The organism is Acinetobacter sp. 3657 (genome assembly GCF_031456775.1).
GTDB lineage: Bacteria > Pseudomonadota > Gammaproteobacteria > Pseudomonadales > Moraxellaceae > Acinetobacter.
The window spans coordinates 30,802-44,686 of sequence record NZ_JAVDVH010000013.1; the positions used below are offsets into that span (position 1 = coordinate 30,802).

The following is a 13,885-nucleotide window of genomic DNA, read 5'->3' on the forward strand; positions in this document are numbered from 1 at the left end:
CACTACAACACGAGCAATGTCATGTTGTAGTGGGAAAACACATTAGAATTTATAAGTACCACGAAGGAAGTAAGTGCGACCTGTGATATCGCTATAGCGAGGATCATAGCCATACTGGAAGTTATCTAACACATTAGATGCAGCTGGGTCAGCATCAAATATATTTTTGATACCGCCAGTAAGCTCTAAGTTTTTAAAGCCCTTGTAAGTACCAGAAATATTGTAAAGCGTGTAATCACTAACTCGGTGTTGATCATATTTCTCATCACCTGTTGCATTTTGATCTTCATAACCACGGTAGAACTCTTGCTCGAACACCATTTTCCAGTCTTCATAGCTCCAGTTTAGGTTAGCAACATGTTTCCAACGCAAAATCGCTGGGTCATCATATGCACCTGCATAACCTTCCCATGTACCGCCTTTTTCTTCTTGGCGGTCATACTTGATGACATATGAGCCATCAATACCAAAGCCAAAGCGACCAGTTGTAGTCATTGGAGAAATATAATTTAAAGCTAAATCAACACCTTGAGTTTTAACACCACCCATATTCGTTAATGCGCTATTGATATATTCAAGACGGCCATCTGCACCACGAATAAAGCGATCTGCATATTTTCCTGGATCACCAAAAATCATGGCTTCACCAATGCTGTTGATCAAACCATCAATTTTGATGTTGTAATAATCAGCCGAGAACACTAAGTTCTTGATAGGCTCTACTACAAAACCAGCAGTAATAGAGGTTGATTCTTCAGGTTGTAAGCCTTTTGTACCGCCTTGAGTACGATAGAATTGGGTATTACATTCTGTTTGATATTGGTCAGAAATTGCTTTCCCGCCTGGGCAAAGTACAGGGTCATCATATTTTGCGCCTGTATAGGTTTTACTTTGCGGTGCATTGATATCGTATAAACTTGGTGCACGGAAACCTGTACTGTACGAAGTACGGAACATTAACTGTTTTAAAGGCTCCCAACGGAAAGCGACTTTTGGATTGAAGGTGTCACCAAAATCACTATAGTCATCGTAACGAGCAGCGAGTTGTGCTTCTAAAGTTTTGGTAATTGGAACATGTAATTCAGTAAAGACAGCTGTAATGTCTCGGTTACCCTTACTTTCTGGCTTAGTTGGGTCAATACCACTACCAGGAACTTGACTGACGATTTCAGAATTAACATTTGCTTTCCAGTCTTGTTTACTAAAGCTACCACCAAGGGCAAAGCCCACATCGCCAGCGGGTAAAGTAAAGATTGGACGACTTACATTAAAATCGAAAGTCGTAGCGGTGAGTTTACCTATATTCGTATCACCTTTAACTTCAAATGATTTCCAAAGCTCTTGATTTTCACTTGGACCAAATGGGTTGATTGTGCCGTTATTGAGAGCAGCTTGTAGCTTACTTTTATTTAAATAACCACCAGCAAAGCCATCTGTTGCTTCACTACGTGCATAAGACAAACCTGTATTGATATCCCAACCGTATGCTTCGCCTTCTAAGGCAATTAAAGCTCGATGTGTTTCATTGACAGGATTGGACATACGATTGCCCGCTTGTGCACGTAAATAGAGTTCTAGTGGTTCGCCACTTAAACCACTAACGCCTGGCGTAATACCATTGCCTGGGTAATATGGACTTGTCGATGGAATTGTAACTGAACGACTATAAACATCAGGTGCAATTGAAGTGGTCACTTCATTTCGTGAGTAAACATATTCACCAATTGCATTAAAATTGTCGTTTAATTTAAATGTACCACGACCTAAAGCAGAGATAGTTTCTGTTTTTGGAACAACAGCAATCAACGCTTGAGTATTTAAAAAGCATAATCCACCATCTGCAACAACGTTTGGCGTATCATTACAATTCGCATTGCCATAAGGATTGCCAAGTTTTCCTGTCACTGGATCGCGAAAGTTTGCTGGGAAGCCATTTGCAGAACCAGCATCAATTCCTAGCTCAGGGAGCACACCTCCACGACGACTAGCCTTACGATCTTTTGCCATGATGTCATTTGCACGGCGATAATCAATCACGCCCATGAGATTAAAGCCTTGTTCGTCTAGATCACCATAACCACCGAAAATAGAAATATCTTGTTTATCGCCACCACTTTGTTCTGGTTGGAATAAACCTGCACTGATATTAAAACCTTCATATTGTTTTTTTGTAATAAAGTTAATTACGCCTGCAATCGCATCTGCTCCATAAATCGCGGAAGCGCCATCACGTAAAACTTCAATACGATCAACCATTGCCATTGGAATAATGTTGATATTTGTGGTTGATGTGCTGAAAGGGCTATAAGCTAAACGGCGACCATTGAGCAAAATCAATGTTTTGTCTGTGCCTAGTCCACGTAAATTAGCAGATGACCCTTCTGTATTGCTTGCTCCAACGTTTTGGGCAGTTGAGAAACCGGCTTGATTGGCACTAACTTTAGTTAGTGCTTCCTCGACAGTCGTTACGCCTTGCTTTGCAAGATCATCTGCTCTAATCACCGTAATTGGAGAAGCACTCTGCGCTGCAACACCTTTGATCGATGAACCCGTGACTGCAACTTTTACGACTTTGGTCACTTTCTCATCTGTGGGTGACTCTGTTTCGGCCGCATGGGTCATTGTTAAACACAACATACTTAGGCTCAGGGTACTGAGTTTTAGTATGCTTTTGCTCGCTTTTGGCAGAGCACTAGATTGAACGAAATTGGTATTTTTCATTGAATTTATAACCCCTAAATAGACGGTCACTCTAAAGAATGAACAAAATCGTTTTAGCAAGACATGTGCCAAATACCGTTTTTAGGTCTCAATTGGTCTAGATTAAATTGTGTAAAAGCGTTCTAGTTTTATCTAATAAGCGTTTCATATTTTTACTAATTATTAAAAAAACAACCAATATACAAAAAATATTTTTATTGTCATTTTTCTACAACAATCATGATTTTTTATATCGCATTAAAATGAATCAGGATGTTTGGGTGTTGCTTTTATTTGGTGCGGAACAATATTTATTTATTTAAAATTATGCATTTGTATTTTTTTGTTTTCTGAAGCGTGAATTAATATCAAAAAATGATCTTTGCATAATATTACTTTTAATTAACATGCAGAAATCTATATTTTTAGACTACTTATTAAAAATTATTGATTCTAGTTAAGTGTTTTATTTGAAAAGTGGCATGAATTTGGCAGTGGTTTTTCCGTCATGGAAATGATTCTTCCATCTTTGTTATTTTTATGAATGGTAAAAAATAATCAATTTTTAAATTTCATTAGAAATATCATTTGATTAAATGAAGATGGTCAAATCGTTGAGTGATTGGGTGCTATTCGAAAGACTAGCGTTTACTGAAAAACGATGATGTGAGCACTGAGTTGAAGTCTAAATTTTCTAGCGTTGCTTTGTTTTCAACCATTATTGCATTTGCCTCAATTGGATATGCCAAAACACCAGCACAAGCGGACAAAGTGCTTCGAATTGCTTTTGAAGCCCCCGATGATGGTTTTGATATGGTTAAAACTTTCAATTTCTATAGTGGGAATGTTGCTGATGTTATTTTTGAAAGGTTACTCCAATATGATTATTTGGCTAGTCCAGTAAAACTTGTGCCATCAACGGCAGAGAGCATGCCAATCATTCAAGAAAATGGCAAAGTTTATATTTTTAAAATAAAACCAGGAATTTATTTTACCAATGACCCTGCATTCAAAGGCAAGCGCAGAGAGTTGGTTGCAGAGGATTATGTTTATTCGATTAAACGTATTTTAGATCCTAAAAATCACTCCTCATCATTTGCTTTTATTGATCATAAAATTGTGGGTGCAAATGTATTGGTTGATCAGGCGAAGAAGTCTGGTCGATTTGATTATGATGCGCCGATTGAGGGAATTAAGGCATTAGACCGTTATACGATTCAATTCACACTGACACAACCTGATTATAACTTTCCTTATATTTTGGCATATAGCACTTTTGGTGCAGTTGCTCGTGAAGTGGTTGAATATTATAAAGACCGTTTGGGTATGCATCCTGTTGGTACAGGTCCATATATGCTCAGCAAGTATGTTCCTCGTAGCAAAATAGAGTTGGTCGCAAATCCTGATTATCGTGGTTTTGTCTGGAATTATAAGTCAACGGGAACGGCTTGGGATAATCAGCTTGTCAAAGAAATGACTGGCAAAAAGATGCCGCAAATCGGCAAGGTGAACATCAGTATTATCGAAGAAGAGCAGTCACGTTGGTTAGCCTTTAAATCCAAGCAACTTGATTTTGATAAGTTAACTTCAAGCTCAGTTCCCAAAGTATTGGATCAAAATAATCAATTAAAAGCTGAGATGAAACAGCAAGGTATTCTCCTTTATCCGAATAAAGAAGCTGAAATCACTTATACCATGCTGAATATGCGTGACCCGATCATAGGTGGGAAAAGCTTAGATAAAGTCGCATTAAGACGTGCCATAGCGATGTCTTTTAATTTGGATGAATACATCCGTATTTTACGAAAGGGGCAGGCAGTCAAAGCAGAAATGTTGGTTCCCGCCGGTGTAAATGGTCATAACCCGAATTATCGTAGCAGCATTGGTTACAACCCTGTTCTCGCCAATAAACTGCTGGATCATTTTGGATATAAAAAAGCTGCGGATGGTTATCGTACTTTACCCAATGGCAACGCTTTAACTTTAAAAATTAATACAGAAAGTGGCTCAGCTTCAGTTATGTACTCTGAGTTGTGGAAGAAAAACTTAGATGCGATTGGCATCCGAGCAGAATTTAAAGTCAGTAATTTTGCCGATAACTTAAAAGCGGCAACTCAATGCCAATACATGATCTGGGGTGGTGCATGGCATGCCGATTATCCAGAAGGAGAGAATTTCACCCAATTGCTTTATGGTCCTAACGTTGGACGCGCGAATCAATCTTGTTATCAGTCAGCAGCTTATGATCTTTTATATAAACAGGCGATGCAGCACGCACCAGAACAGCGTATGCCTTTTTATGAAAAAATGAGCCGACAAATCGAAGCAGATCACCCTTTTATTCTTCAAGACACTCGCATAAGAAACTGGGTCATTCAGCCCCATGTGCAAGGCTTCAAAGCCCATCCAATCATGAATACCAACTGGCAATATCTAGATATTGCTTCACCGCGTCAAAAATAAGTGATGAGTTCAAGATGAAGCAAAATTTTAAACTTTCGTTAACACGCTATGGTTTGGCAATTTGTGTTGGGCTCACGGCAACGCTTTCAACTTCACTGTTTGCTGCCAAAAGCCCAGCCGATCCAAATAAAGTATTGCGTTATGTCTTTCCCGTCGCAGAAACAGGTTTTGATCCTGCGGGTGTACACGACTTATATTCTGCGCATGTGAATGGTTCTATTTTTGAAACCTTATTTACCTATGATTATTTGGCTTCACCTGCAAAATTAGTGCCTCGAACAGCAATTGGTTTACCAGAGGTTAGTGCAGATGGTTTGACCTATACCATTCGAATCCAGAAAGGTATTTATTTTGTTGATGATCCTGTATTTAAAGGGAAAAAGCGGGAACTAAGCTCGGCTGATTATGCTTATACCTTTAAGCGTTTGCTCGATCCAAACTTGCGTTCACCTAACAGTTGGTTGCTAGATGGGCGTATTGCGGGAATGGATGCAGTGCTGAAGCAAGCACAAAAAACAGGAAAATTTAATTACGATCAACCTGTTGTCGGCCTACAGACACCAGATCGCTATACCTTAGTGATTCAACTGACCAGCCCTGATCAAAACTTCCCGATGATCTTGGCGCATCAACCTGCTGGCGCAGTTGCCAGAGAGGTGATCGAAAAGTATCGAAACAAAGCTGGTTTTGCCATGGGACATCCTGTGGGCACAGGTCCTTATATGCTGGCTCGTTGGACACCGGGGTCACGCATCATTTTAAAAGCCAATCCGAACTTCCGAAGTTTTGTTTGGAACTTTAAGGCGAGTTCTGCCGAAGACCAAAAAATAGTTCAAGCCATGCAAGGCAAACAGATGCCGCAAATTGGTGTCATCGATATCCAAGTGATGGAAGAGGGACAGTCACGTTGGCTGTCCTTTAGTAAAGATGAGGTGGACTTATTTCAGCTCGATGGTGAGTTGACCGTTCAGGCTTTGCAGAATGGTGAGTTGAAACCTGAATTGGTGAAAAAAGGTGTGCAACTGTCTCGTATCGTTGATCCATCCATTGACTATCACTATTGGAATATGAAAAACCCAGTTGTGGGTGGGTTGAGTAAAGAAAAAATTGCACTCCGCCGTGCCATGGCGATGGCTTTTTCTGCCGACAGCTATATCAATATTTTGCAAAAAGGGGATGCCCAAAAATTACAAGCACTGATCCCAGATGGTGTAGTCGGCTACGACCCTGATTATAGAAGCAGTATTCCGTATTCAGTCAAAGCCGCCAATCTGTTGCTTGATCGTTATAACTACAAGGTGAGTGCAAATGGTTGGCGAACGCTGCCGAATGGAAAGCCGCTTGTAATTGATATGACGATCTCTGGAAATAATTTAAGAAGTCAGCAACAAGCGGAGTTTTGGAAAAAAATTCTGGATAGTCTCAATATCCAAATGACCACCAAATCTTTGCCATTTTCAGAAGCACTGAAGTTAGAAAAACAATGCAAAACCATGTTCAAAACATCTGCTTGGATTGCGGACTATCCTGATGCAGATAATTTTATGCAGCTTTTTTATGGCAAGAACGTTCATGTAAGTAACAACAGTTGTGCCGAAATTCCTGAATTTGACCACCTATACGAACAAACTCAGAAGCTGCCACCTAGTCCAGAACGTGATGCCTTATATCGAAAAATGTCACGTGTCTTGGAAGTCTATATGCCCGTACAGGTGATCGGTGCTCGTTACCGAAACATCTTGGCTCAACCTCGTGTGATTGGTTTTAAAAAGCATCCCATTCTTCCTGCGGAATGGATGTACATCGATATTGATATGAAGAAATAGAAATAAAGAACTGGAGTCATCATGAAATTCAATACCTTTAAATTAACCACCTTATGTTTATTGACGATGGGCGTTAGCCAGATGGCAATCGCAGAAATCACAAAACGTCAGACATTACCAACATTTCAGGCCCAAGACATTGCAACAATGTGCGATGCCAAAATGAATGAGGTGAAAAAACAGCTTAAGTCGGTAGAAATGTTGCGCTTAAAACAAGATGCACCCGCAGCCCCCGTTTTAGCGAAATGGGATCGTATCTTTGCAGAATTTGAAGATTTTTATGGGCCGATTGGTTTATATGGCAACGTTTATCCCGATGAAGCTGTACGCAACGCGGCAGAGGATTGTGAGGTTAAAATTACTCAGTTCCAAACCGATATTTTCCAAAATCCCAAGCTCTATCAGCAGTTTAAAAAACTAAAGCCATCTGATGCAATAGACAGCAAATTTCAGCAAGACATTTTGGATAATTTTGAGGAAAAAGGCATTCTGCTGACCACCAACAAGCAAAAACGTTTGAAAGAGATTTTGGATGAACTCGCAACGGTTGAGCAGGTCTATGCCAGAAATGTACGTGAAAATCCACAGAAATTAGAGTTTAGTGCCGCTGAGTTAAAAGGTTTACCGCAAAGCTATATTGATGCTTTAAGCAAAAATGATAAAGGTCATTATTTATTGGGTTTTGAATACCCTGAATACCGTCCTTTTATGCAGCTTGCGGAAAATGATGATGCACGTAAGCGCTACCAAATTGCTTTTAGTCGTCGTGGTGGAGAAAAGAATTTAGCATTGCTGAAGCAAGCGATCGATTTACGCTATGCCTTAGCGCAGCTTTTTGGCAAATCTAGTTATGCTGAATGGGCTTTACAAAAGCGAATGGCAAAAACACCAGAGGCAGTCAATACATTTTTAGCAGAAGTTCATGCAACGGTCGCGCCGTTAGAACAAAAAGAAGTTCAGAACTTAGGCGAGTTCAAAGCAAAAAGTTTAAATATTCCATTACAACAAGCCAAGATCGAGCGTTGGAGCGAGGAATATTGGAGTGAAAAACTCCGTCAAGGCAAATATCAAATTGATCAGGAAAAGTTGCGGGAATTTTTTCCTACACAAGCGACGCAAGATTGGCTATTTGCTATTTCATCTGATTTATATGGGATTGAATTTAAGCCAGTAAATGTAGAAGTTTGGCAAGACGAAGTCGAGTATTACGATGTGGTCGATGCGAAAACAAAGCAATTAATCGGCGGTTTGTACATGGATAAATTCCCACGCGAAGGCAAGTATGGACATGCTGCAGTTTGGAGTGTTTTTGGAAGAAGTCGTTTAACTGAGCGCAAACCAATCTCAGCATTGGTCACCAATTTTAATCGCAAGGGGCTGAATAGTGATGAGTTGGAAACCTTCGTACATGAGTTTGGACATGCTTTGCATGGCATTTTGTCAGATACCCGTTATGCATCACAAGCAGGAACGAGTGTAGAGCGTGACTTTGTTGAAGCGCCGTCACAAATGTATGAAGAGTGGGCGAGACGTAAAGAAACCCTGTCAAAAGTCGCAGATTATTGCAAACCAGCTTGTCCACGAGTCGATGATGCTTTGATCGAGAAACTAAATGCAGTACATGGCTATGGGCGTGGTCTGCATTATGCGCGTCAAACATTATATGCCCAGTACGATATGGCACTACATGGTGTTGATGCTTTGAAGGTACAACCGCTTGATCTATGGGGAAAAATGGAAGGTGCAACCGCATTGGGTTATGTACCTACGACGCAATTTCCAGGTCAGTTTGGGCACATTATGGGCGGTTATCAAAGTAGCTATTATGGCTATATGTGGTCTGAGGTCATGGCCTTAGATATGTTGTCAGCCTTTGGCAATAACCTGAACAATGCCGAGGTTGGACAGCGATATCGCGAAACTATTTTATCTCAAGGTAGCCAAAAACCTGCACAAACATTGGTTGAAACGTTTCTTGGACGTAAACCCAATAATACTGCATTTTTCAATGAAATTTCAGGTCAACGAATTAAATAAGGGGCATCTTTATGCTGGCATATATTGTACGTCGCATATGGCAGATGATCCCAACCATGCTGGGTGTCGTGCTGCTGATCTTTTTCTTGTTCAATTGGGTGGGTGGGGATCCTGCTTATATCTTGGCAGGCAAAATGTCGAATCCAGAGCAAATTGAAAATATTCGTCAGCAGCTCGGGGTTGATCAGCCTTACTATGTGCAACTCTGGATTTTTATTCAGCAAATTTTAACCTTTGATTATGGCGTGAGTTGGAGTACCGGTGAGTCCGTCTCCCAGATTATTACGACACGTTTAGGGCCATCACTGACCATCTTGATTCCACTGACCATTTTACAAACGATTATTTCGATCATTTTGGCTTTGGCGGTTGCCTCAGTACGAGGCAGTTTGACTGATCGGATGGTGATGATGTTATGCACCATCGGTATGTCGATCAGTATTTTGGTTTATATCATTGTTTTTCAATATTTCTTTGCTTATCAATTGGGTTGGTTTCCAGTGCAGGGCTGGAGCGATAGTTTTAGTGAAAACTTATTTAAATATGCGTTACTGCCGATTTTGATCATGCTGGTAGTGAGTATTGCACCAACACTCAGACTCTATCGCAGCTTTATTTTGGATGAAGTCAATCAGGATTATGTCCGTACCGCACGCGCCAAAGGCGTGGGTGAACATCGCATCTTTGGTGTGCATGTATTACGAAATGCATCCATCCCGATCGTGACCGATGTGATGGCGACCTTGCCTGCATTACTGATCGGTGCATTTTTAATTGAACGCTTTTTTGGTATTCCAGGTATTGGTCGCGAAGTCATTATTGCGGTGGAGCGGAGTGATTTTCCCGTCATTAAAGCGATTACTGTGTACATCGCTGCTGCGACCATGTGTTTTAACTTAATAGCTGATCTGATTTATAAATTAATCGATCCGCGCGTACAGTTGAAGTAGGTGCAATATGCTGAATATATTATTCAAAAGAAAGGCATCTGCTCAGTCTGACGCAACTTCGTCTGGGCTATGGCAGTTGGCTGTACAGCGCTTAAAAGCAGATCGTATTGCAATGGTTTCGCTACTCGTCGTGCTGAGTTATTTCATCGTCTTGGTTTTGTCGGTAACAGGTGTGGTTGCATCGAATTGGAATAAAGAAGTTGCGGTGAGTTATGCACCACCTACTTTTATCGGTGCTGATATAGAGGAACGGATTGCTGAGAAAAAATCAGAACCGTTGCAAGCTTTACCTGAAAACCCTGTTGATCCTTTAAAAGAGATTATTCGTGAATTGAATATGCAAATTGCGAATGAGCAGATCACCGAAACTGCAATTGATTACTATGGGGTGACAGATCCTTTAGCAGCAGATATGCAAGCCATTGATCAGCAATTGGGTGAGCATTTACTCGATCATAGCCAAGCATTAAAAACCACACTCGCTTTTGGTGCTGATAAGTGGGGGCAAGATATTTTACTCAAAACCATTAAAGGTGCCGAAACATCGATCCTCGTTGGATTGCTATCTGCTTTATTGGCAGTGGTGATTGGTACCGGTTTAGGGGCGATTGCAGGCTATTTTGGTGGTTGGGTCGATGATGTACTTAACTGGTTTTATAACATTTTCACCTCGATTCCTTATCTGTTATTGGTGTTAGCCGTTGCGGCGGTTCTTCAACAAAAAGGCGTACTTTCGATTGTACTTATTTTAGGTTTAACGGGCTGGACAGGTGTGTTTCGCTTGATTCGTGCTGAATATATGAAGCACAAATCTCGTGAATATGTACTGGCTGCTAAGGCGATTGGTGTGAGCCATTCACGCCGTATGTTTGTGCATATTTTTCCCAATGTCAGTCATATTGCTTTAGTGCAAATTTCTATTCTTGTGGTGGCATTTATCAAATCCGAAGTGATTCTGAGCTTCCTTGGTTTTGGCGTTCCAGTGGGTGTGGTGTCTTGGGGAAGCATGTTGAATGAAGCACAAACTGAGTTAATTCTAGGCAAATGGTGGCAATTGGCAGCGGCATCGATCGCCATGGCAGTGTTAGTCACCGCATTTTCAATGTTCACCGATGCATTGCGTGATGCATTAGACCCGAAACTGAAATAGCGGAGTGAAATGAGATGATAGGTAATAATGAAACACTGCTATTAAATGTAGAAAACCTTCGCGTTAGTTTTAAAGGTGAGAACAAACAGTGGATTGAAACAGTCAAAGGGATTTCATTTTCGATTCCTAAAAACAAGACTGTTGCCTTGGTGGGTGAGTCTGGAAGTGGTAAGTCGGTCACTTCGCTTGCAGTCATGGGCTTGCTACCCAAAGGACAAAGCCAAGTCGCTGAGCAAAGTAAAATTATCTTTGAAGGTAAAGATTTACTTAATCTCTCTGCGAAAGAGATTCGGAGTATTTGTGGCAAAGACATTGCCATGATTTTCCAAGAGCCAATGTCATCGTTAAATCCTGTGTTTACAGTAGGCGATCAAATTGCTGAAGTGCTTCGTATTCACCTTGGCATGGGGAGAAAGCAGGCAAGAATCCGTGTTTTGGAATTACTAAAGGAAGTTGGGATTCCTTCACCTGAGAGCAAAATTGATGCTTATCCAAGTCAGCTTTCGGGAGGTCAGCAACAACGTATTATGATCGCGATGGCGATCGCTTGTGAACCAAAGCTCTTGATTGCCGATGAACCGACAACTGCTTTGGATGTAACGATTCAAAAGCAAATTATTGATTTGCTCGAATCTTTACGTCAGCGTCATGAAATGTCGATGTTATTTATCACACATGACTTAGCTTTGGTTGGTGAAATTGCTGATGAAGTGATTGTGATGCGCCATGGTGAAATTCGAGAAAGTGGTGATGTGAAACAAGTGCTTGAACAACCCAATGATGTTTATACACGTGCGCTTTTGCATTGTCGTCCTCAACTTTCATCGCGTCCATATCGCTTGCCTGTCACCAGTGATTTTATGAAACAGGAAAATGGACAACTGGTTGAAGCGATTAATCTGTCCACCCTTCATCTTCAAGAACGAACAAGAGGGCTTACAGGTCTAGAGAAAATCGTGCTGGAGGTTAAAGATTTGAAAAAGTCTTTTTATAGCCGTAAAGGTTTATGGGGGCATGAGGAGTTTCAGGCGGTAAAAGGTGTCTCTTTCCAACTAGCAAAAGGTAAAACTCTGGGGTTGGTGGGAGAGTCTGGTTCAGGAAAAACCACGATTGGCTTATTGTTGATGCGTTTACATGAAGCCACGGGCGGGCAAGTATTGATTGATGGGAAAGATATTCTTTCCATGACGGAGAAAGAATTTGCGCTCTACCAGCGGAAGATACAAATCATCTTTCAAAATCCATACGCCTCGCTTAATCCGCGCTTTACCATTGGGCAGATTTTACTTGAGCCAATGCGCATTCATGATATCGGTGAAAATGATGCGGAACGTAAAAAAATCGCATTAGCACTTTTAGAGAAAGTCAGTTTGGCTGATCAAGCTTATGATCGTTATCCACATGAGTTTTCAGGTGGTCAGCGTCAACGCATTGCGATTGCACGTTGTTTGACATTAAAACCTGAGATATTGATCTGTGATGAATCGGTATCTGCGCTTGATGTTTCAGTGCAGGCTCAGGTGTTGAACTTGTTGCAAGATTTACAGGATGAGTTTGGTTTGAGTTATATTTTTATTTCACATGATTTATCGGTTGTGAAATATATTTCGGATCAAGTGATGGTGATGAATCATGGCGAGATCGTTGAAATTGCGGATTCAGATGAGCTGTATTTACATCCTCAACATGAATACACTCAAAAACTGCTGAATGCAATTCCACAAGGCATCATATCTAATCGCTAGCAGTGATAAAAAAACGCTCAAATTTGAGCGTTTTTTTATATCAATGTAAAGTCTTAAAACTTCTTAAAGCCTTTACTGATACCAAGAGGTTTACGGTCACTGGTATTTTGATTTTTAGAATTGCTGTTCGGGCGTTGTTCTGGTTGTTCATCATCACGACGTTGTTGACGTAAATAACCACCACGACGTGCAGCCATTGGTTTTTCAATCATTCTGTCACTACGACGTTTGGCCATACCAAATAAACCGGTGCCTTGGCGTGGTTTCAATTCAACAGATTTCGCAAGATTATCGATATCGCCTTTATCCAATTCCATCCAGCGACCTGTACGCAATTCGCGCGGTAAAATCACTGTGCCGTAACGGGTACGCAGTAGACGACTGACTTTTAAGCTTTGTGTTTCAAAAATACGACGTACTTCACGGTTACGACCTTCTTTGACCACAACTTGATACCAACGGTTGATCCCATCACCACCAATGTCAGTGAATGATTCAAATTTTGCAGGACCATCTTCAAGCTCTACACCTTTGAGCATATTGTTGCGAATCTGTGGAGTCACTTCACCCATGACACGTACCGCATATTCACGCTCAATTTCATTGGATGGATGCATCAAACGATTGGCAAGCTCACCATCATTGGTAAATAGTAATAAACCAGTACTGTTAATATCCAGACGACCGACCATGACCCAACGATCATTGGCGATTTGTGGTAACTGTTCAAAAACAGTCGGACGATTCTCAGGATCATTGCGTGAACAAATTTCGCCTTCAGGTTTGTAGTAAACCAAAACACGACGACGGATTTCATCTTCAATTTGGAATTGGACTTTACGACCATCAATACGTAGTTCATCCGTCGGTTCGATACGCTCACCGACCTGTGCAATACGACCATTGATGCTGACACGACCAGCAGCAATAACTTCTTCCATATAGCGACGTGAGCCTAGCCCAACCCTCGCTAACACCTTTTGTAATTTTTCACTCATGACAGCACAACCTTAG

The 13,885-nt window shown here is 41.0% G+C and carries 8 protein-coding genes; 6 read left to right on the forward strand and 2 right to left on the reverse strand.

From position 1 onward, the window contains the following. Window positions 1–42: 42 nt before the first annotated feature. A complete protein-coding gene (locus J2Y37_RS13015; protein WP_349033089.1) occupies window positions 43–2,721 on the reverse strand; it encodes a TonB-dependent receptor in 2,679 nt (892 codons plus the stop codon). A gap of 657 nt (window positions 2,722–3,378) precedes the next feature. On the opposite strand from J2Y37_RS13015, the gene J2Y37_RS13020 reads away from it, so the two are divergent. The 6 genes from J2Y37_RS13020 to J2Y37_RS13045 are packed head-to-tail and all read left to right on the forward strand — an operon-like array spanning window position 3,379 to window position 12,871. Beyond that, window positions 3,379–5,163 (forward strand): ABC transporter substrate-binding protein, encoded by a 1,785-nt coding sequence (locus J2Y37_RS13020; protein WP_349033090.1) that lies wholly within the window; start codon window positions 3,379–3,381, stop codon window positions 5,161–5,163. Between the two features lie 14 nt (window positions 5,164–5,177). Then, window positions 5,178–6,989, forward strand: a complete 1,812-nt coding sequence (locus J2Y37_RS13025; RefSeq protein WP_349033091.1) for an ABC transporter substrate-binding protein — start codon at window positions 5,178–5,180, stop codon at window positions 6,987–6,989. Between the two features lie 21 nt (window positions 6,990–7,010). After that, on the forward strand, window positions 7,011–9,026 hold the full coding sequence (locus J2Y37_RS13030; protein ID WP_349033092.1) for a M3 family metallopeptidase: 2,016 nt from the start codon (window positions 7,011–7,013) through the stop codon (window positions 9,024–9,026). 11 nt (window positions 9,027–9,037) lie between these two features. Then, window positions 9,038–9,976: an ABC transporter permease gene (locus J2Y37_RS13035; protein ID WP_004669991.1), complete on the forward strand. Its 939-nt coding sequence runs from the start codon at window positions 9,038–9,040 to the stop codon at window positions 9,974–9,976. Window positions 9,977–9,983: 7 nt separating this feature from the next. Beyond that, window positions 9,984–11,126 carry an ABC transporter permease gene (locus tag J2Y37_RS13040; protein ID WP_349033093.1) on the forward strand — a complete coding sequence of 381 codons (1,143 nt, stop codon included), beginning with the start codon at window positions 9,984–9,986 and terminating at the stop codon, window positions 11,124–11,126. A gap of 14 nt (window positions 11,127–11,140) precedes the next feature. Next, window positions 11,141–12,871 (forward strand): ABC transporter ATP-binding protein, encoded by a 1,731-nt coding sequence (locus tag J2Y37_RS13045; protein ID WP_349033094.1) that lies wholly within the window; start codon window positions 11,141–11,143, stop codon window positions 12,869–12,871. Window positions 12,872–12,924: 53 nt separating this feature from the next. On the opposite strand, the gene rluB is transcribed toward J2Y37_RS13045, so the two are convergent. After that, window positions 12,925–13,869: a 23S rRNA pseudouridine(2605) synthase RluB gene (gene rluB, locus J2Y37_RS13050; protein ID WP_121930163.1), complete on the reverse strand. Its 945-nt coding sequence runs from the start codon at window positions 13,867–13,869 to the stop codon at window positions 12,925–12,927. Between the last annotated feature and the right edge of the window lie 16 nt (window positions 13,870–13,885).